This window comes from Sphingobium sp. TB-6, assembly GCF_012927365.1.
In the GTDB taxonomy this organism is placed as follows: Bacteria; Pseudomonadota; Alphaproteobacteria; order Sphingomonadales; family Sphingomonadaceae; genus Sphingobium.
Map to the genome: position 1 here is coordinate 238,489 of NZ_JABBGL010000006.1, position 20,043 is coordinate 258,531.

Sequence of the window (20,043 nt, forward strand, 5' to 3'; positions counted from 1 at the left end):
GCAGACCTTCCGCCATGGAGTACTGGCGTGACGGGGCCGCTCTCCCTATAGCTGATCCATGGCATCGACCGAAAAGAAGAAGAAATCCGTTCCCTCCCACAGCAAGGTGCGGCCCGCAGGCTTCCCGACACGCGAACAGGTGATGGATTTCATCACCTCCGCCGACCAACCGGCGGGAAAGCGGGAAATCGCGAAAGCGTTCGGCCTCAAGGGGCAAGAGAAGATCGCGCTCAAAGCCCTGCTCAAGGATATGGCGGATGAGGGACTGATCGACATCGGTCCGGCGCGCGCCTTTCACAAGATGGGCGGCGTGCCGAAGGTGACGGTGCTGCGGATCGTCGATGTCGACGATACGACCCTGATCGCCACGCCCGAACGCTGGGAGGCGGAGGGCCAACCTGCGCCCCGGCTGCGCATCGTGGAACGGGGCAAGAGAGGCGCCCTCACCATCGGTGACCGGATATTAGCGCGGACGGAGGAGGCCGGGCGCGGCTGGGTCGCGCATCCGATGAAGAAGCTCGCCAAGGCCAGCGAGGAATTGCTGGGCGTGGTCGAGGAAGGAGATGGCGGCAAGCTGTGGCTGCGCCCCGTCGACAAGCGCATTCGCCGGGACACGCCGATTTCGGATGTGGGGACCGCGAAGAAGGGCGATCTGGTGTTGGCCGAGCCGGTGGGCCGCCCGCCGCGCATCACGGCGCGGGTAACGGATATATTGGGCGATCCCTTCGCGCCGCGCAGTTTCAGCCTCATCGCCATTCACAAACATGGCATTCCCCACGTCTTTTCCGAGCGGGTGGAGGAGGAGGCGGTCACGGCTTCCGACCTGGCTCTGCATGAGGAAAAGCGGGAGGATCTGCGGCATCTGCCCATCGTCGCCATCGATCCGGTCGATGCGCGGGATCATGACGATGCGGTCTGGGCTGCGCCGGATGAAGACCCGGACAATGCCGGCGGTTACAAGGCGATCGTCGCGATCGCGGACGTCAGCTATTATGTGCGGCCGGGCAGCGCGCTCGACCGGGAGGCGCGCAAGCGCGGGAACAGCGTCTATTTCCCTGACCTCGTCGTGCCGATGCTGCCGCATCAGCTATCTTCGGACATGTGTTCGCTGCGGGCGGACGAGGATCGGGCGGCGATGGCCTGTCACCTCGTCCTCGACGCTTCGGGCAAGGTGAAGAGCTGGCGTTTCTCCCGCGCGATTATCAGGGTGGCTGCGGTGCTGGCCTATGAGGACGCGCAGGCGGCCATAGACGGGACGCGGGAGGAGCCGCTGCTGGAGACGGCATTGAAGCCGCTCTGGGCCTGCTGGGCGCTGCTGCGCAAGGCGCGGGACAAGCGGGAGCCGCTGGCGCTGGACCTGCCGGAGCGGCGGGTGGTGCTGGACGAATATGGCAAGATCGTCAGCGTGGCGGTGCGCGAGCGGCTCGACGCGCATATGGTGATCGAGGATTATATGATCGCCGCCAATGTCGCGGCGGCCAAGGCGCTTGAAGCAAAGAAGGCGCCGGTCATGTATCGTGTCCATGAGCCGCCGAGCCGGGACAAGCTGGTGGCGCTGAAGGACTATCTGGCGACTTTCGACATCGAATTCGCGCTGGGACAGGTGGTGAAGCCCGCGACCTTCAACCGCCTCATCGAGCGCGTCGGGGAGGCCGAGGAAAAGCCGCAGATCATGGAGCAGATCCTGCGCAGCCAGACCCAGGCCTATTATGCGCCGTCCAATCTGGGTCATTTCGGGCTGGCTTTGGGTTCCTATGCCCATTTCACCTCACCGATCCGGCGCTATGCGGACCTGCTGGTGCATCGGGCGCTGGTCGGCGCCTATGGACTGGAACTGCCCGCGCCCAAGGGCGGCGTCATTCCCGACCGGTCTTCGCTGAGCGGCGAGGATATGGAGAATATGGGCCGCGTGGGCGAGATGATCAGCCAGCATGAGCGCCGCGCCATGGAGGCGGAGCGGGAGACGATCGACCGCTATGTCGCGGCCTTTCTGGCGGCGCATGTGGGCGATCTGGTGGAGGCGCGGATCACCGGGGTGCAGAGCTTCGGCTTCTTCGCCACGGTCGAGGGGCTGGGCGGCGACGGGCTGGTGCCGGTCTCGACTCTGGGCGACGAGCGTTTCTTCTATGACGAAGCCGGGCGAGCGCTGGAGGGGGTTGAGAGCGGAGATCGCTATACGGTCGGGCAACGCCTGCAATTGCGGCTGGCGGAGGCGGACCCGATCAACGGCGCGCTGCGCTTCGAACTGCCAGATGCCCTGCCCCAACGGCCGAGTTTCCGGAAGGATCGCGCACGTCCGGGCAGCGCCCGGCGCGGACGGCCCACCAATATCCGCCATATCGGGGCGAAGCGGGGCAAGCATCGGCGGTGATGGCCGAACGAAAAAGGGCGGCCCGCGGGACCGCCCTTTTTCGTTCTCAACCCGGCGGCGAAACGTCAGGCCGCCGCGCTCTCCGGCTCGACGGCGAACAGGGTCACGCCCTTATATTTACTGTCGCCCTGATCATACAGGCCGTGCATCGCCTCGAACTTTTCATCGATCAGGCAGACGTCGTTCAATCCCGCCAGCTTGAAGGTGCCCAGTTTCAATTCCCGCGGCGGGCGCCCATCCCGTTCGATCGTCACGGCGTCGATGAACATTTCGTCATGGCGCGTGTAGAGAATGTGCGGGGCCAGCTTCACGACCATCTTGTTATAGGTCGCCGTCAGACATTTCTGGAGCGCGATGGCTTCGAAGAACATGGTAGGAGCGTTCATAGTGCGCTTTTCATGACAAATTTGGCGCCCCGGTTCAATTGCTTTGTGCGTCGCACCATCATCTGATGACGCAACCTGGCGCATTTGCGGAACGAATAAACATCAGATGCTTCGCGCCTGCGGCAACAGGTGCAGCCGCTCGCGCAGCGCCCAGCGCGCCACGAGCGAGATCGCCACGACTCCAAGGCCGCTCGCCAGGCCCAGCCAGATGCCCAGCCCCTTGAGGCCCAGCGGAAAGGCAAGGATGACGCCGATGCCGATGCCGATCACCCAATAGCCGATCAGCGCGACGATCATCGGCACCCTGGTATCCTGTATGCCCCGCAGCACACCCGCGCCGACCGCTTGCGCGGCGTCCACCAATTGGAATAACGCGGCCACGCCGAGAAAGCTGATCGCCAGCGCGGCCGTTCGCTGATTGGCCGGGTCGCGCAGATCCAGAAAGGCCGAGATCAGCGTCCGGGGAAAGAGGATCAGCATCGTCGCAGCCATGAGCGCGAATCCGGTCCCGATCGCCAGCGCCAGCCAACCCGCCCGGCCGACCGCCGCCCGGTCCCGCTTCCCATAGGCGAGGCCCACGCGCACCGTCGCGGCCTGGCCAATGCCCATCGGCACCATGAAGACCAGCGCCGCGATCTGGATCGCCACCGCATGCGCCGCCAGCGAGTCGCGGTCGATCAGCCCCATCAGAAAGGCGGAGGCGTTGAACACGGTCGTTTCCAGCCCCAGGGTGATCGCGATCGGCAGGCCCAGCGCCCAGACCGTGCGGTGCCGTTCCCGGTCCCGCGTCCAGAAACGCCCGAGCAGCCGATAGCGACGGAACCGCCGGTCGATCAGGATGACGGAGAGCAGCCCGAAGAACAGGAAGGAGGAGGACAGGCTGCTGGCGATCCCCGCGCCGAACATCCCCAGCGCGGGAAAGCCCAGATGCCCGAAGATCAGCGCCCACCCCGCCAGCACGTTGATCGGGATGGCGCAGACCATGATGACCAGACCCCAGACAGGACGTTCGAGCGCGGAAATGAAATTGCGCAGGGTGGTAAAGCCCAGGAAGGGCAGCAGCGCCCATTGCAGCCCGCGCATCAATTCGCCTGCTTGGGCCGCAAGGTCGGCTTCCTGCCCCATCAGCAGCAGGATCGCCTCGCTTTCCCATAGCAAGGCCCAGGCGGGCAGCACGAACAGCGCCGCCGCGCGCAGCGTCTGGTGCACCGTCCGCCGGACATCGCGCACCGAATGCCGCCGCCGCCCGCGCTCCGTGGCGATCAGCGGCGCGGCGGCGGTGACCAGCCCCATGCCGAAGATCAGCAGCGCGTTGAACAGGTTGATCGCCAGCGCCCCTGAAGCCACCGCGCTCGCCCCCAACCGGCCGAGCAGCAGCAGATCGGTCGCGGCGATCCCCGCCCAGGCGATATTGCCCGCGATCATCGGCAGCGCGAGCGCCGTCAGCGCCCCGGCCTCCAGGCGCCAGGGTGAAGGCATCAATGCTTCTTGAAGAGGTGCAGCACCGCCACGACGATGCCGCCGATGACCAATCCGACGATGCCCGCGCCCACGGCGTTCACGACCCAGTCGACCACCGGCGCGACGGCGGGCAAGCCATGGGCGGCGCCCTCCGCGACATGATGGATCGCGCCGGGTATCAGATCCCAGTGAAATTCATGCAGCCCGTGGACGATCAGCCCGCCGCCGACCCAGAGCATCGCCGCCGTGCCCACCACGCTCAATATCCGCATCAGTAGCGGCATGGCCTTCACCATCGCCCGGCCCAATGCCCGTGCGCCCACCGAGCGCCGCTCGGCCAGATGCAGGCCGATATCGTCCATCTTCACGATGAAGCCGACGACGCCATAGACGCCCGCCGTGATCAGGAAGGCGACGACCACCAGGATAATCGCCTGTTCCCAGATCGGTTCCGCCGCCACCGTGCCCAGCGCGATCGCCATGATCTCGCCCGACAGGATGAAATCGGTGCGAATCGCGCCGGCTACCTTCTCATCCTCCAGATCCTTCGAACTGTGGGTCTCCAGCGCTTCTTCCGCCAGATCATGGCCGCCCTGAAGCGCTTCGAGCAGCTTTTCGGCCGCTTCGAAACAGAGAAAAGCGCCGCCCAGCATCAGCAAGGGCGGCAGCAGCCAGGGCGCGAAGGCGCTCAGCACCAGCGCCGCGGGCAGCAGGAACAGCAGCTTGTTGCGCAGCGATCCCTTGGCGATCTTCCAGATGATGGGCAGTTCGCGGTCGGGCGTCAGGCCCATGACATAACGCGGCGTGACGGCGGTGTCGTCGATCACGACTCCCGCCGCCTTCGACCCGGCCTTGCCTGCTGCGGCGGCGACATCATCCAGCGAACTGGCGGTAAGCTTGGCAATCCCCGCTACGTCATCGAGCAGCGCGATCAGACCCGAAGGCATTGATAAAATTCCCCTGTTGGTTCCGGCACGAGGCCGGAAGCGGTCTCCATAGAGGCGGGACCGGGGTGGGGCAATGGATTGGAAGAGCCAATTGAACAGACGAACAAAGGCCGCTCATGAAAATATCGTCATGCTGAAACCAGTCCGGCATGACGATGAAGGGCGCAGCTTCGCGCAGGCTCTCAATGCAGCCCGCGATAATTGCCGGGCGGGTCGCTGGCGGGGAAGCTCTCATCATTCTGCTCGTCGACCAGATCCCAGTCGCGCGCATCGATATGCTGCTCGTCCGGCCCGGCATCGCGCACCCGGCCCGAAGTCATGGGGGGCGTCCAATGCTCCTCTGCCTCGCGCTTCGCCTGCCATTCTTTCCACCCCTTCCACGCCGCGGCGCCCAGTCCGGTAAGGAATGCCAGCTTTAAAAAACCCTTCATCTCGGCTTCTCCTGTGCTTCGTGCAAATGGACCCATTCGGCGCGATTGCCGCCGATGCTGTCGGGCGGCAGAGGGATTTCGCCTTCCTCATCGGTGCCGCCGGGCGGCTCGACCGAAGGAGCGGCGGGCGCGATCGCCCATCGCTCACGCAGCGCCGCGTCGATCATCGCCTGCCAGACGCGCTCGTCGCCAGCCTCCCGCATGACGTCATCGGGACTTTTGATGATGGCGAGCAAGCTGGCGGCATCCTCCACCTGATCCTGCCAGCGGTCCGGCCCAAGGTCGGGATTGCCGGCCGCCAGATGGCGCGCCAGCCGTTCGAGAAGAGAGCGCTGCTCCATGCACCTTTGAACGCGGTTCCGGCTGGTCTGTTCCGCAGATCGTAACGCTTGTGCAGCGGTGTGAACGGCCGCGCGCGTCAGTCGTTACATCGGGCAGGAAAGCGGAAGGAGAAGATCATGCCCCAAGGCGACAAGAGCAGCTACACCGACAAGCAGAAGCGCAAGGCCGAGCATATCGAGCAGGGCTATGAGGATCGCGGCGTTTCCCGCCAGGAGGCGGAACGGCGGGCCTGGGCGACGGTGAACAAGGAATCGGGAGGCGGCAACAAATCCGGTTCCGGCCGGGGCAAGCCGGACAGCCATGCCTCGTCGCGCAAGGGCGGCAGGAAGGGCGGCGCCGCATCGGCCCGGCGCCCGGCGGCGGATCGCTCCGCCGCCGCTAAGAAGGGCTGGGAAACCCGCCGAAAAAGGACACATGCCAAAAGCGGTTAGGCGCGGCTATTTCGATCTTCCGGCTGGTAATGCGGCAGACCCAGACCCTTCCATATGGCGATGGCGCGCAGCAGGAAACCGATCAGGGCGGCGATCAGCCCCGCAAAGGGAACATCCAGCCCCATCCAGCGCAGGAACACGAAAAGGCCCGCCGCCAGCGCCGCCGCCGTGACATAGAGTTCGGGCCGCAGCAGGATGGAAGGCTCCCCCGCCAGCAGATCGCGCATGATGCCGCCGACGCAGCCGGTGACGACGCCCATCATCGCCGCCACCAGGGGCGGGACGCCATAGCTCATCGCCTTGGCCGCGCCATAGACGGCAAAGGCGGCAAGGCCCACCGCATCGAGCCAGTCGAGAGCATGATCGCTCCACCAGCGGCGGGGGGTGAACCAGACGAGCAGCGCCGCGATCATGCAGGCGATGGCGGGCACGGCGTCACGGACCCAGAAGACCGGCGCGCCGATCAGCAGGTCGCGCACCGTGCCGCCCCCTACCCCAGTCACCAACGCGAAGAAGGCGAAGGTGACGAGCGTCTGGCGCAGGCGCGCGGCCGCCAGCGCGCCGGACGCCGCGAACACGAAGGTGCCGACGATGCTCAGCGTTTCGAGGACCGGGCCGATCTGCGGCAGCAGCGTCTGGTTCACGGACGGCGCAGCGCTTTATTTCGCCAGTTCAGCCTCTATGGCCGCGATCAGGCCCGCGTCATCGGGCGCTGTCGTGGGCGCGAAGCGGGCAGCGACCGTGCCGTCCTTGGCGATCACGAATTTCTCGAAATTCCAGAGCAGCTCGGGTTCGGGATTGGGCGTGATGCCATAGCCCGCCAGCTTTTCGCGGAAAGCGGCGCCTTCGCCCTTGGCCGTCGGCTGGGCGCTGGTGAGCGCGGCGTAGAGCGGATGCTTTTCCGGGCCGGTGACGACGATCTTCTCGAACATTGGGAAATCGACGCCGAAATTGGTGGTGCAGAAGGTCGCGATCTCGTCATTGCTGCCCGGTTCCTGCGCGCCGAAATCATTGGCGGGGAAGCCGGCGACGACCAGACCCTTGTCCTTATATTCGGCGTAAAGCTTCTCAAGACCCTCATATTGCGGAGTCAGGCCGCATTTGGAGGCGACATTGACCGCCAGCACCACCTTGCCCGCATAGTCGGCCAGGCTGGCGTCGGCGCCCTTGATGGTCTTGAGCGGGATTTGCTGAATATCGGTCATTTTTTCGTCTCCTTGGAAATGGGGATGAACCGGGCCGTCATATGGCCGCGCCGAAAAGCTTGCCGACGCCGGAGGTCGCGAGCATCGCGAACACCCCCCAGAAGACCACGCGGGCGACGGCGCGCACAATCCCGCCGCCGCCGAGCCGCGCCCCGATATAGCCCAGCGCGGCCAGGCAAATCAGGGACGTGACGGCAACGGCGACGATGGCATGGGAAGGGCTGGCGACCGCGGCCAATACAGGCGCGACGGCTCCGACGGAAAAGGTCGCGGCGGATGTCAGCGCGGCCTGAATCGGCCGCGCGGTGCTGATTTCGGAAATGCCCAGCTCGTCGCGCGCATGGGCGGCAAGGGCGTCGACATTCATCAACTGCGTCGCCACCTGACCGGCGAGATCGGGCGTCAGGCCGCGTTCGACATAGATGTCGCGCAATTCCTCCCATTCCGTATGCGGTTGCTGGGCCAGCGCCTTCTTTTCCTTGGCCAGATCGGCGCGCTCGGTATCGGATTGGGCGCTGACGGAAACATATTCGCCCGCCGCCATAGACATGGCGCCAGCGACCAGCGCGGCGATGCCGGAAAGAAGGATGGTATCCCGCGCCGCGCCGGAAGCCGCGATCCCGGTCAGCAGGCTGGCGGTCGAGACGATGCCGTCATTGGCGCCCAGCACGGCGGCGCGGAGCCAGCCGACCCGGTTGACATAATGGACCGCGTGATGGCCGTCGATCACGTCCATGTCCTGTATGGTTGTGGACTGTTCCATGCGCCCTGTCCCCTGACTGCGTCCCGTGAATGCCCGGCATTGGCTAACAGATGAGAGGATCGGCGCAAGGCCTTCTATCCACTGAGCCCCTCGGCCTTTTCCGCCAGTTCCAGCCAGCGCTCCTCCGCCGCGTCCTTTTCGGCGCGGGCCTTTTCGATCGCCTTGGTGAGCGTGTCGAACTTTTTCGGATCGCGGCTGTAGAGACTGGGGTCGGCCAGCGCTTCTTCGTCGCGGGCGATGGCGGCCTCGATCTCCTCGATGCGCCTGGGAATCAGGTCGAAATCGCGCTGATCCTTGTAGCTGAGCTTGGTCGAGGCGCTTTTCTGCGGCGGCGGCGCGGCGGCCTTCTTCTCGGCCTTGGGCGCATTTTTCGGCTGGCGCTTGGCGACCCAGTCGGCATAGCCGCCGACGATCACGTCGATCGTGCCGGAGCCATCCAGCCCCAGCGTCACGGTGACTGTACGATCGAGAAAGTCGCGGTCGTGGCTGACGATCAGGACCGTGCCCTCATAATCGGCAATCACTTCCTGGAGCAGATCGAGCGTTTCGAGGTCGAGATCGTTGGTCGGCTCGTCAAGGATCAGCAGGTTCGATTCGCGGGCGAATTCGCGCGCGAACAAGAGGCGGGAGCGTTCGCCGCCCGAGAGCGTCCCCACCTTCGCCTCAGCCAGCGAGGGGTCGAAGAGGAATTCCTTGAGATAGCCGTGGACATGTTTCCGCACGCCGCGCACGTCGATCCAGTCGCCGCCTTCGGCCAGCACATCCCGGACACGCTTGTCGGGCTGCATCAGGCTGCGCTGCTGGTCGATGAAGATCATGTCGAGCGACTTGGCCTGTTTGACCTGACCAGAGTCGGGCGCGAGTTCGCCGGTCAGCAGCTTCAGGAGCGTGGTCTTGCCCGCGCCATTGCCGCCGACGATGCCGATGCGGTCGCCGCGCTGGATGCGCAAGGAGAAGTCCTTGATGACCGTGCGATCCCCGAAATTTTTCGTGACATGCTCGGCAGTGATGACGCTTTTCGTCTTGTTGTCGTCGCTGGCGACGGCGATCTTCGCGACGCCCTGCGGCCCCACCATAGCGGCGCGTTGGGCGCGCATTTCCCAGAGTTTCGCGAGGCGGCCCTGGTTACGCTTGCGCCGCGCGGTGACGCCGCGCTCCAGCCAGTGCGCCTCAATCTTGAGCTTGGCGTCCAGCTTTTCGGCGGCGCGGGCTTCCTCGGCATAGACCGCTTCCATCCATTCCTCGAAGCCGCCGAAGCCGATTTCATTGCGACGGATGCCGCCCCGGTCGAGCCACAGCGTCTGGCGCGTCAGCCGGGTCAGGAAAGCGCGGTCGTGGCTGATGACGATGAAGGCGCCGTTATAGCGGCTGAGCCAGCCCTCCAGCCAGTCGATCGCGTCGATGTCGAGATGGTTGGTCGGCTCGTCCAGCAGCAGCAGGTCGGGTTTGCTCGCCAAAGCGCGAGCGATCGCGGCGCGGCGACGTTCGCCGCCCGAAGCGGTCGCGGCTTCGCGGTCGAGGTCGGTGCCAAGCTGGCTGGCGATGGCGTCGACTTCATGGGCGGGCGGCGCGAACTGGCCCGCCAGCGCGAAATCGCGCAGCGTGGCGAAGCCGGCGACATCGGGGTCTTGCTCCAGCATGATGACGCGCGCGCCGGGGCGGACGGAACGGTTGCCCTCATCCGGTTCGATCTGGCCGGCGATGAGCTTCAGCAGCGTGGTCTTGCCCGCGCCGTTGCGGCCGATCAGCGCTAGCCTGTCCTTCTCCCCGACGAAAATGTCGAGATTGCGGAAAAGCCAATGGGTGCCTTGCGAGAGGCCGAGATTTTCGAAGGAAAGGATAGGAGCCGCCATGGGCGTGCAGCTAGGCCTTCGGGCGTCCCAGAGCAAGAGGCGTCCCAAAAGGGGAACCGGAAGCTGTCTGACGGCTTTCAACGCGTGTCAGCGTCCGTTCATCGCAACCGTCACAATAGACATGCATCGCTTTTTGAGGAGAAAGCCCCGTGAAATCAAAGGCTATGAAATCAATGTTCGCCCTGATGGCCCTTGGCGCTGCCCTGCCGGTTTCGGCCATGGCGCAGACCAGCGTCACCATCGCTGAAACCGCGCCGATCGTGACGCTGAACGTCACGGAAACCGTGGAAGCCGCGCCCGACATGGCGACAGTGGGCACCGGCGTCCAGACCCGCGCCCAAACCGCCGCCCAGGCGATGCGCGACAATGCGGCGCAGATGGACAAGCTGATCGCCGCGCTGGTGAAGGCGGGAATCCCGAAGAAGGATATTCAAACCAGCGGCATCAATCTTTCCGCGCAATATGATTACAGCAATCGCGACGGGCAGCCGTCGGGGCCGCGCTTCATCGGCTATGAAGCGTCGAACCAGCTTTCGGTGAAGCTGCGCGACATCAAGAAGGTTGGTACGCTGCTCGACACCATGGTGGAGGCCGGGGCGACCAATGTGAACGGGCCGAGCTTCTCAATCAGCGATCCCACGCCGATGCTGGCGCAGGCGCGGGCGGCCGCGCTCAAGACCGCCAGGGCGCAGGCGGATTTCTACGCGCAGGCGGCCGGCTATCGGTCGGCGCGGCTGGTTTCGCTGGCGGAGAGCAATAGCGGTGGCCAGCCGCCCATGCCGATGATGGTGACGGCGCGGTTCAAGGCGGATTCAGCGCCCGCCACGCCGGTCGAGCCGGGGCAGGTCGGGTCTTCGGTGACGCTGACGGTGCAGTACGCGCTGGAGAAGTGAGTGAGCTTGATCCTTCCCATCGACGGATGGGGAGGATCAAGCTTGGCTTTCCCCATTCACCACCTGTTCAATGGTTCCCGGCTATGCCAAGGTCATGCGAATGATGCGGTTCAGACTGATAGCAGGGCTGGGAGCCATGGCGGCACTTTCCGTCACGAATCCCGCCGCTTATGCCAGCAGCCAGCGCGACGAGCAGGATGCCGCGCGGCGGGCCATGCTGGACGGACAGGTCATGCCCTTTTCCGTCATCAAGCGCCGGGTCGACGCCGCCATGAACGGCGCCACCTATCTGGGCAGTGAGTTCAACCCCTCCACCAACCGATATCGCCTGAAATATGTGAAGGACGGCAAGGTGCTATGGGTTGATGCGGACGGTCGCACGGGCGATATAATCGGCTGGGCGCGTTAAGTGCGCGCCGCCTGACCTTTGGGCACAACAACAGAAACGGGGCCATATGCGTCTGCTGATCGTCGAAGATGAACCTAGCCTCGGGCAACAGCTCCGCAATACGCTGGAGGGCGCGGGTTACGCCGTGGATCTGGCCGACGATGGCGAGGACGGACATTTTCTGGGCGCGACCGAAAGCTATGACGCGGTGGTGCTGGATCTGGGCCTGCCGACCATCGACGGCCTGACAGTGCTGGACCGCTGGCGCAAGGAAGGCCGCAGTTTTCCGGTGCTGGTGCTGACCGCGCGCGATAGCTGGTCGGACAAGGTGGCGGGGCTGGACGCTGGCGCGGACGACTATCTCGCCAAGCCCTTTCAGAGCGAGGAACTGATCGCCCGCCTGCGCGCGCTCATTCGCCGCGCTTCGGGCAATGCGTCGAGCGAGCTGACCGCCGGTGACGTGCGGCTGGACACGCGATCGGGCAAGGTGACGCTGAAGGGCGAGCCGGTGAAGCTCACCGCGCAGGAATATAAGCTGCTCTCCTACCTGCTCCACCACAAGGGCAAGGTGGTGAGCCGCACCGAGTTGATCGAACATATTTACGACCAGGATTTCGACCGCGATTCCAACACGATCGAAGTGTTCGTGACGCGCATCCGCAAGAAGCTGGGCGCCGACGTCATCACGACGATCCGTGGCCTGGGCTACAGCCTCGACGAACCGGGACGGTAATTGGGGCCGAGGTTCCGGCGCCTGCGATGACCGATCCCCACGCTCCTTCCCAGGTTCTCTCCACCGGCTCGCTGAGCCGCCGCATGATCGGCATTGCCGCGCTGTGGATCAGCCTGCTGCTGCTGGGCGGCGGGCTGGCGCTGGACCGCGTGCTGTCCGACGCGATCACGCGCAATTTCGACGACGGGATGAACTATGTCCTGACCGCCATGATCGCATCGGCGGAAATCGGCCCGGATGGCGAAGTATTGTTCAACCGCGAACCCGCCGACCAGCGGTTCCTGGAGCCCAATAGCGGCATTTACTACCAGATCAGCGGCAAGGGGCACGAGGATTGGCGGTCGCGGTCGCTGTGGGACCGGGCGCTCAAGGTCAATCCCGAGCATCATGACGACGCCCCGCACATTTATGACAGCAACCAGTTTCCTGGCGAAGATCTGCGCGTCATGGAGCGTAGCATCATCCTGCCGGGGTCGGATACGCGCTGGATGTTCATGGTGGCGCAGGCGCGCGAAGGGCTGGACGCGCAGATCAAGACATTGCGGTCGACCCTGTTCGAAAGCTTCGCGCTGCTGGCCCTGGGGCTGATCGTGCTGGCGACGTTGCAGACGCTTTACGGGCTGCGGCCGCTGCGCAAGGTGCGGCATGAGATCGTGCGGATGCGGGCGGGCGAGAAGAATCGCGTGACCGAGCCGATGCCCGCCGAAGTCCTGCCCATGGTCGAGGAACTGAACGCCCTGCTCGCCCATAATGAGCGGCAGGCGGAGGAAGCGCGAACCCATGCGGGCAATCTCGCCCATGCGCTGAAAACGCCGCTGACCGTGATCATGAACGCCGCCACCGCGCAATCGCCCGATCTGGGCGACACGGTGATCCGCGAAGCGACGACGATGCGGCGGCAGGTCGACCACCACCTCGCCCGCGCCCGCGCCGTGGGGCGGCGCGGCGCGGCGCACAGCCGGGCGGAGGTGTGGGCCAGCCTGGATGCGGTCGAGCGCGCGGTACAGCGGCTCTATCCGGATGTGCGGATCGACATGGATGGCGACAAGGAGGCCGCCGTACGTGTCGAGCGGCAGGATCTGGACGAGATGCTGGGCAATCTGGTCGAGAATGCCGCCAAATATGGCGGCGGCAGCGTGTTCGCGACCGTCGGGCGCCGGGGATCGATGATTGAAATCCTGGTCGAGGATGACGGGACGGGCATTGCCAAGGCGGACCGCACGCGCATTTTCGACCGGGGCGTCCGGCTCGATTCGGGAAAGCCGGGCACCGGCCTTGGCCTGGCCATCGTGCGCGATGTCGCGGAAATCTATGGCGGGTCGGTCGCGCTGGAAGAAAGCGAGGATCTGGGCGGCGCGATGGTCCGGCTGCGGCTGCCTGCCGCCTGATGCGGCGGCCTTTCTATCTGGTTGGCGGGTTCCTGTCGCTCGGACTGGGGACGATCGGAGCCTTTCTGCCGCTCCTGCCGACCGTGCCTTTCATGATTTTGGCGGCCTTTTGCTTTGCGCGGTCGAGCCCGGCGCTGGAGGCGCAACTGCTTGAGCATCGCCATTTCGGATCGCATATCCGCCGCTGGCGGGAGAAGGGCGCGATCAGTCGGCGGGGGAAGAAGGCGGCATTGGCGGCCTTTGCGTTCAGCGTGGTGCTCGCGTTGGTATTTTCGCCTTTTCCATGGTTCCTGCTACCGATCGCAGCGGCACTGATCGGCGGAACCTGGATATGGACGCGGCCGGAATAAAAAGCCCGGAAACTTGCGTAACGCCGTGCCGATCAGTTCATCGCCAGGATCATGTTCCGCACCTGCGGATAGACCTGCTTTTCCCATTTGCTGCCGGAAAACACGCCATAATGGCCGACGCCAGGCTGGAGATGATGGCGCTTCAGATGCGGGCGCAGGCCCGTGCAGAGCGCATGGGCGGCCGCCGTCTGGCCCACGGCGCAGACATCGTCCTTTTCGCCCTCGACGGTCAGCAGGGCGGTGTTGCGGATCGCGCCCGGATTGACCTTCCGCCCGCGATAGGTGAGTTCGCCCTTCGCCAGTAAGGTCCGCTGAAACACCTTGTCCACGGTTTCGAGGTAGAATTCCGCCGTCATGTCGAGCACGGCGAAATATTCCTGGTAGAAGGTCTTGATCTTGTCGGCCTCCACCTGCTTGCCGTCGGCCAGCAATTGGTAAAGTTCGCGATGCGCCGCGCCGTGCCGATCCATGTTCATCGACATGAAGGCGGAAAGCTGAAGAAAACCGGGATAGACCCGCCGACCACGCCCCGGATAGCGCATCGGCACCATGCTGATCAGATTTTCCTCGAACCATTCGATCGACTGATCATTGGCGAGTTCGTTGACCACCGTGGGCGCGGCGCGCGTGTCGATCGGCCCGCCCATCAGCGTCATGGAACGCGGGGTTGCGGGATCCTTGTCCTCCGCCATGATCGACACCGCCGCCATTGCCGGAACGCAGGGTTGGCATACCGACACCAGATGCGACCCCGGCCCCAGTTCCTGCATGAAGGTCATGATATAATCGACATAATCGTCGAAACCGAAGCGCCCGGCGCTCAGCGGCACGTCGCGGGCGTTCTTCCAGTCGGTGATGTAGACGTCATGGTCGCGGAGCAGGGTCTGGCAGGTGTTGCGCAGCAAGGTCGCGAAATGGCCGGACATGGGCGCTACCACCAGCACCTTGGGCTGGGCGGTCTCCACATCGTCCTTCGCGAAGTGCAGCAGGTTGCCAAAGGGCAGGTCCAGCGCCACTTCTTCCCGAACGGAGACGACCGCATTGCCGCTGTGCACCTCCGTTATTCCATAGGCCGGGCGGCGATGCGTCAATTTCGCGCCCTGGAAAACATCCATCAGGGCGAACATGCGGCGCGGCACGGGCCAATCCCCGGCGGGACCCATCCTGTCCTTGAACGAAAGAGCGATCTGAGCACCGAATCGCGCGGGGGCCATCATGTCGTTCCAGGCCTGATAACCACTATATAGCATCATCATTTTGCTCAAAATGCGTCCTAAGCTCTTCCGGCACCGATTCGGCCATCTGTACAATCGTTATACAGCTTTTCGATATTGCACCGCATCATGATTGATGGAAACATAGAGACGAAGCGGGAGGATTGCCATGGCCGACGCCGAATTAACCATTTCCAGCAAGACTTATTCATCCTGGTCCCTGCGTGGATGGCTGTTGTGCCGTCTGGCGGGCCTGAAGGTCGTGGAAAAAACGATCGCGCTCGATGATCCTGAAAACAGGGCGGAATTGCTGCTCTTGTCGCCTTCCGTGCTGGTGCCGCGGCTGACCCACGAAGGGGCGAGCGTATGGGATACGCTCGCAATCGCGGAATATCTGCATGAGCTTTATCCGCATGCCGGGCTCTATCCGGCGGATCGGATCGCCCGCGCGCATTGCCGTTCGGTTTCGGGCGAGATTCATTCCGGCTTCATCAACCTGCGGTCCGCCCTGCCCATGAACCTGAAGGTCAGGCATGAGAAATTTCCCGTCTTTTCAGGCGCCAAGCAAGACATTGAGCGGATCGAGGAGATCTGGACCGAATGCCTGAACGCCTATGGCGGTCCCTGGCTGTTCGGGGAACGGCCGACCGTGGCCGATGCGATGTTCGCACCGGTGGCGCAGCGTTTCCTGACCTATGCCGTAGCGCTGTCGTCCAAATCCGCCGCCTATTGCAACTGGAGCAACGACTGGGATCTGATGCGCGAGTGGATCGACGCGGCGCGCAAGGAGAAGGACGAGGTCGAGGAACTGGAAGTCGAGTTTTAGGGCCAATCGACATTCAGCCCTGACGGCCTGCAAATGGCGCTTTTCCGTGCTTCCGGTGCTCACGTACTTTTAGTACGCTGCGCTCCAGGTCACGAAAAACCACCATTTTCGGCACGTCATCATCTGAATGTCGATTGGCCCTAGGCCTAGCTCTCGATCCCGCTCAACCATTCGGCAATCATTGCGCGACCGGCGGCGACGGCGCCGGGGCCATGATCGGCATGGTCCTGCCGCAGGGCGATGCCGCATTGCTTCGCTATGTCGAGATCGGCCCAGAAATGTGTGAGCCAGTCCTCAAAGCGCGGGTCTTCGCCCATTTCCGCGTGGAATTGCAGCGCAAGCAGGTTGCGTCCCCGGCGGAACGCCTGATGCGCGTAATTATCGGTTGAGGCGAGCAGGTCGACACCGGCGGGCAAGTCGAATGTGTCGCTGTGCCAGTGCAGCACCGGCACATCCTCCAGATGACGAAGCGGGGAATCGGCCCCCGCCCCGTTCAACCTGACCGGCGCGAAGCCCAGTTCCATATGACCGCCGGGATAGACGGGGGCGCCCAGAGCCGCGGCGATCATCTGGCTGCCGAGGCAAACGCCGAGCGTCGGCAAATCCTGCTCCAGCCGGGCGGCGAGCTTTTCGATCTGGTGGGGTATCCAGGGGTGAATGTCATGCTCATAGACGCCCATCGGGCCGCCCATCATGATCAGCAGGTCGGGCGTGCACAGGTCGGCATCGAAAAAATCAGGACTGGCGACGTCAATCCGCTCGATCTCAAAGCCTGCGGCCTCGATCGGCTGGAGATACCCCGCCGCTCCTTCGCGCGGCACATGACGGACGATCAGCGCTTTCTTCATCTCTACCGCGTTGGTAGCCAAATGAATCGCCGGCCGCCACCCCAGCCTTTCTTGGCTTTGCGAAATAACTGCTATGGGCGCGCGACCCGACGGATGCGCCAGAGCGCGGCGAAGCCGATGCCGCTCCAGATGATATTGAGCACCATCGAGGGGATGGCGCCATGCCACCAGGTGTTGAGGACGAAGAAGGCCGCGCCGAGCGCGTTCATCCATTGGAAGGCCGGTGATCCGCCGGAAAGGCGGCCGGTCGAGACGAGGATATAAGCGCCCAGGACGAGGATCGCGCCAAGCCAGCCGACGGCTTCCACAAGGATGGTCAAGATCGTGTCCCCAAAAAAGAAAGGGGCCGCCTCCTTTGCGGGAGGCGGCCCTTCTTTCCTTATCTCAGCGCTTCAGCCGATCAAGCGGCGAGCTTGCGCAGCACATATTGGAGGATGCCGCCGTTCAGGAAGTAATCCAGTTCGTTGACGGTATCGATGCGGCACAGCGCGGTGAAGGTGAAGGTCGAGCCGTCGGCGCGCTTCACGATCACGTCCACATCCTGGCGGGGCTTGAGGCCCGCGACATTCTGGATGGTGAAGGTTTCATCGCCCGTCAGGCCCAGCGTGTCCTTGTTCTGACCGTCCTTGAACTGGAGCGGCAGCACGCCCATGCCGACCAGGTTCGAGCGGTGGATACGCTCGAAGCTCTCGACGATGACCGAGCGGACGCCCAGCAGGTTGGTGCCCTTCGCCGCCCAGTCGCGCGACGATCCGGTGCCATATTCCTTGCCGCCGATGACGACCAGCGGCGTGCCGTCGGCCTTGTGCTTCATCGCCGCGTCGTAGATCGGCAGCACTTCGCCGTCATATTTCGTCATGCCGCCTTCGACGCCGTCCAGCATCAGGTTCTTGATGCGGATATTGGCGAAGGTGCCGCGCATCATGACTTCGTGATGGCCACGGCGCGCGCCGTAGCTGTTGAAGTCGGCCTGCGCGACCTGACGCTCCTGTAACCACTTGCCGGCCGGCGAAGTCGCCTTGATCGAGCCTGCGGGCGAGATGTGGTCGGTGGTGATCGAGTCTCCGAAGATCGCAAGCGGCTTGGCTTCGATGATGTCCGTGACCGGCGCCGGGGTCATGCTGAGACCCTCGAAATAAGGCGGGTTGGCGACATAGGTCGAACCGGCGCGCCAGCTATAGGTGTCCGAACCCTTGACGTCGATCGCCTGCCAGTGCGCATCGCCCTTGTAGACATTGGCGTAGCGGGCCTGGAACATCGCACGGTCCATGCAGCCGGCCATGGTCGAGGCGACCTCGTCATTGGTCGGCCAGATGTCCTTCAGGTAAACGTCATTACCCGCCGCGCTGACGCCGATCGGGGTGGTGATGAAGTCCTCGATCACCGTGCCCTTAAGCGCATAGGCGACGACCAGCGGCGGGCTGGCAAGGAAGTTGGCGCGCACGTCGGGCGATACGCGGCCTTCGAAGTTGCGGTTGCCGGAGATCACGGCAGCTGCGACGAGGCCGTTTTCGTTGATCGCCTTGCTGATCGGCTCGGCCAGCGGGCCGGAGTTGCCGATGCAGGTGGTGCAGCCATAGCCGACCAGGTTGAAGCCGACCGCGTCGAGGTGCGACTGAAGGCCGGCCCTTTCCAGATAGTCGGTGACGACCTGCGAACCGGGGGCGAGCGAGGTCTTGACCCAGGGCTTTGGCTTCAGGCCCAGTTCGTTCGCCTTCTTGGCGACGAGGCCAGCGGCGACCAGAACGCCGGGGTTCGACGTGTTGGTGCAGCTGGTGATCGCGGCGATGGTGACGTCGCCGTCGCCAATGTCGAAATCCTTGCCCTCGACCGGAACGCGCTGCTGCGCCTTCTTGTAGACGTTCGCCAGGTCGGCGTTGAACACGTCATCGACTTCCGGCAGCGAAACACGGTCCTGCGGACGCTTGGGACCGGCGAGGCTGGGGACGACGGTGGCGAGGTCCAGTTCCAGCGTATCGGTGAAGACCGGCTCGATGGAGGGATCGATCCAGAAGCCCTGCTCCTTGGCATAGGCTTCGACCAGCGCGATATTCTCTTCGGTGCGGCCGGTCAGACGCATATAATCCAGCGTCTTGTCGTCGATACCGAAGAAGCCGCAGGTCGCGCCATATTCCGGCGCCATGTTGGCGAGCGTCGCGCGGTCGGCCAGCGACAGCGAGGCAAGGCCGGGACCGAAATATTCGACGAAGCGGCCGACCACGCCCTTGGCGCGCAGCATCTGCGTAGCGGTCAGCACCAGGTCGGTGGCGGTCACGCCTTCCTTCAGTTCGCCGGTCAGCTTGAAGCCGACGACTTCGGGGATGAGCATGGAGACGGGCTGGCCCAGCATCGCGGCTTCGGCCTCGATGCCGCCCACGCCCCAGCCCAGAACGCCCAGGCCGTTGATCATCGTGGTGTGGCTGTCGGTGCCGACGCAGGTGTCGGGATAGGCGACGGTGACGCCGTCCGGGCCTTCGCTCGACCATACGGCCTGCGCGATATTTTCCAGGTTCACCTGATGGCAGATGCCGGTGCCCGGCGGCACGGCATAGAAATTGGCAAGGCTCTTGCTGCCCCACTTCAGGAAGTCGTAGCGCTCCATATTGCGCTGATATTCGATTTCCACATTCTGTTCGAACGCCTTGGGCGTGCCGAATTCGTCGACCATGACCGAGTGGTCGATGACGAGGTGGACGGGCACCTGCGGGTTGATCTTGCTGGCGTCGGCGCCCAGCGCGGTCATCGCGTCGCGCATCGCGGCGAGGTCGACGACGCAGGGAACGCCGGTGAAGTCCTGCATCAGCACGCGGGCGGGGCGATACTGGATTTCGCGCTCGGCCTTGCCCTTGTCATTCTGCCAGGCGACGATCGCCTTGATGTCGTCGGTGGTGACAGTGACGCCATCCTCGAAACGGAGCAGGTTTTCCAGCAGCACCTTCATCGAGAAAGGCAGGCGCGAAACGTCTCCAAGCTTCGCAGCGGCCTTTTTCAGCGAATAATAGGCAATGTCCTTGCCGCCGACCTTCAAAATGTCGCGCGTGCCGAGTGTGTCCTGTCCGATGGCGGTCATGAGTCGTGCGTCTCCTCGCAGTGCCCCGACCATGCGAAGGCAGGATGACGCAGTTCCACCAGAGGCTCGCCGGACGGCGGAAAACTACCGAACGGAAAGGTGGCGGGATGCGCCCCAACTCACGGCCGAAGCGGGTATGTCCC

General features: G+C 64.2%; 21 protein-coding genes. 8 read left to right on the forward strand and 13 right to left on the reverse strand.

Annotated elements, in window-relative coordinates:
* Positions 1-58: 58 nt before the first annotated feature.
* Positions 59-2,371: a ribonuclease R gene (gene rnr / locus HHL26_RS10970; RefSeq protein WP_066558381.1), complete on the forward strand. Its 2,313-nt coding sequence runs from the start codon at positions 59-61 to the stop codon at positions 2,369-2,371.
* Between the two features lie 65 nt (positions 2,372-2,436).
* On the opposite strand, the gene HHL26_RS10975 is transcribed toward rnr, so the two are convergent.
* The 5 genes from HHL26_RS10975 to HHL26_RS10995 form a co-directional block, all read right to left on the reverse strand.
* Positions 2,437-2,757, reverse strand: a complete 321-nt coding sequence (locus tag HHL26_RS10975; protein WP_066558384.1) for a hypothetical protein — start codon at positions 2,755-2,757, stop codon at positions 2,437-2,439.
* Between the two features lie 102 nt (positions 2,758-2,859).
* Positions 2,860-4,236, reverse strand: a complete 1,377-nt coding sequence (locus HHL26_RS10980) for an MATE family efflux transporter (RefSeq protein WP_066558386.1) — start codon at positions 4,234-4,236, stop codon at positions 2,860-2,862.
* The gene (locus HHL26_RS10985) at positions 4,236-5,165 is read right to left on the reverse strand and encodes a DUF808 domain-containing protein (protein ID WP_066558388.1); all 930 of its coding nucleotides are present in this window, start codon (positions 5,163-5,165) and stop codon (positions 4,236-4,238) included. Before HHL26_RS10985 ends, HHL26_RS10980 begins: the two co-directional genes overlap by 1 nt.
* Before the next feature lie 182 nt (positions 5,166-5,347).
* Positions 5,348-5,596: a hypothetical protein gene (locus HHL26_RS10990; protein WP_066558391.1), complete on the reverse strand. Its 249-nt coding sequence runs from the start codon at positions 5,594-5,596 to the stop codon at positions 5,348-5,350.
* A complete protein-coding gene (locus HHL26_RS10995) occupies positions 5,593-5,937 on the reverse strand; it encodes a hypothetical protein (protein WP_066558395.1) in 345 nt (114 codons plus the stop codon). Before HHL26_RS10995 ends, HHL26_RS10990 begins: the two co-directional genes overlap by 4 nt.
* A 117-nt stretch (positions 5,938-6,054) precedes the next feature.
* On the opposite strand from HHL26_RS10995, the gene HHL26_RS11000 reads away from it, so the two are divergent.
* Positions 6,055-6,369 carry a plasmid stabilization protein gene (locus HHL26_RS11000; protein WP_066558397.1) on the forward strand — a complete coding sequence of 105 codons (315 nt, stop codon included), beginning with the start codon at positions 6,055-6,057 and terminating at the stop codon, positions 6,367-6,369.
* On the opposite strand, the gene HHL26_RS11005 is transcribed toward HHL26_RS11000, so the two are convergent.
* From HHL26_RS11005 to HHL26_RS11020, 4 genes are all read right to left on the reverse strand, one after another.
* Entirely contained in the window at positions 6,366-7,013 is a 648-nt protein-coding gene (locus HHL26_RS11005; protein ID WP_066558401.1) for a trimeric intracellular cation channel family protein, read from the reverse strand. The genes HHL26_RS11000 and HHL26_RS11005 overlap by 4 nt on opposite strands.
* Before the next feature lie 15 nt (positions 7,014-7,028).
* A complete protein-coding gene (locus HHL26_RS11010; RefSeq protein ID WP_066558402.1) occupies positions 7,029-7,574 on the reverse strand; it encodes a glutathione peroxidase in 546 nt (181 codons plus the stop codon).
* 37 nt (positions 7,575-7,611) lie between these two features.
* On the reverse strand, positions 7,612-8,337 hold the full coding sequence (locus HHL26_RS11015) for a VIT family protein (protein ID WP_066558404.1): 726 nt from the start codon (positions 8,335-8,337) through the stop codon (positions 7,612-7,614).
* A 74-nt stretch (positions 8,338-8,411) separates the two neighbouring features.
* Positions 8,412-10,190 carry an ATP-binding cassette domain-containing protein gene (locus HHL26_RS11020; protein ID WP_066558408.1) on the reverse strand — a complete coding sequence of 593 codons (1,779 nt, stop codon included), beginning with the start codon at positions 10,188-10,190 and terminating at the stop codon, positions 8,412-8,414.
* Positions 10,191-10,354: 164 nt separating this feature from the next.
* Between HHL26_RS11020 and HHL26_RS11025 the strand changes: the two genes are divergently transcribed.
* From HHL26_RS11025 to HHL26_RS11045, 5 genes are all read left to right on the forward strand, one after another.
* On the forward strand, positions 10,355-11,083 hold the full coding sequence (locus HHL26_RS11025) for an SIMPL domain-containing protein (RefSeq protein WP_066558413.1): 729 nt from the start codon (positions 10,355-10,357) through the stop codon (positions 11,081-11,083).
* Between the two features lie 70 nt (positions 11,084-11,153).
* Positions 11,154-11,492, forward strand: coding sequence for a hypothetical protein (locus HHL26_RS11030; protein WP_169576099.1), 339 nt, complete (start codon positions 11,154-11,156; stop codon positions 11,490-11,492).
* Between the two features lie 46 nt (positions 11,493-11,538).
* Positions 11,539-12,204, forward strand: a complete 666-nt coding sequence (locus HHL26_RS11035) for a response regulator transcription factor (protein ID WP_044662519.1) — start codon at positions 11,539-11,541, stop codon at positions 12,202-12,204.
* Positions 12,205-12,287: 83 nt separating this feature from the next.
* Positions 12,288-13,592 carry a HAMP domain-containing sensor histidine kinase gene (locus HHL26_RS11040; protein WP_082748908.1) on the forward strand — a complete coding sequence of 435 codons (1,305 nt, stop codon included), beginning with the start codon at positions 12,288-12,290 and terminating at the stop codon, positions 13,590-13,592.
* Positions 13,592-13,942 (forward strand): YbaN family protein, encoded by a 351-nt coding sequence (locus HHL26_RS11045; RefSeq protein WP_066558424.1) that lies wholly within the window; start codon positions 13,592-13,594, stop codon positions 13,940-13,942. The genes HHL26_RS11040 and HHL26_RS11045 overlap by 1 nt, the downstream gene beginning before the upstream one ends.
* Positions 13,943-13,974: 32 nt before the next feature.
* Here HHL26_RS11045 and phaZ read toward each other — a convergent pair whose 3' ends face one another.
* On the reverse strand, positions 13,975-15,198 hold the full coding sequence (phaZ, locus tag HHL26_RS11050; RefSeq protein ID WP_066558426.1) for a polyhydroxyalkanoate depolymerase: 1,224 nt from the start codon (positions 15,196-15,198) through the stop codon (positions 13,975-13,977).
* Between the two features lie 127 nt (positions 15,199-15,325).
* Between phaZ and HHL26_RS11055 the strand changes: the two genes are divergently transcribed.
* A complete protein-coding gene (locus tag HHL26_RS11055; RefSeq protein ID WP_066558429.1) occupies positions 15,326-15,982 on the forward strand; it encodes a glutathione S-transferase in 657 nt (218 codons plus the stop codon).
* 146 nt (positions 15,983-16,128) lie between these two features.
* Here the strand turns inward: HHL26_RS11055 and HHL26_RS11060 are convergent, their stop codons facing one another.
* From HHL26_RS11060 to acnA, 3 genes are all read right to left on the reverse strand, one after another.
* On the reverse strand, positions 16,129-16,830 hold the full coding sequence (locus HHL26_RS11060) for a glutamine amidotransferase (RefSeq protein WP_066558431.1): 702 nt from the start codon (positions 16,828-16,830) through the stop codon (positions 16,129-16,131).
* A 71-nt stretch (positions 16,831-16,901) separates the two neighbouring features.
* Positions 16,902-17,150, reverse strand: coding sequence for a hypothetical protein (locus HHL26_RS11065; protein ID WP_176392495.1), 249 nt, complete (start codon positions 17,148-17,150; stop codon positions 16,902-16,904).
* Between the two features lie 80 nt (positions 17,151-17,230).
* On the reverse strand, positions 17,231-19,900 hold the full coding sequence (acnA, locus tag HHL26_RS11070) for an aconitate hydratase AcnA (protein ID WP_066558436.1): 2,670 nt from the start codon (positions 19,898-19,900) through the stop codon (positions 17,231-17,233).
* Between the last annotated feature and the right edge of the window lie 143 nt (positions 19,901-20,043).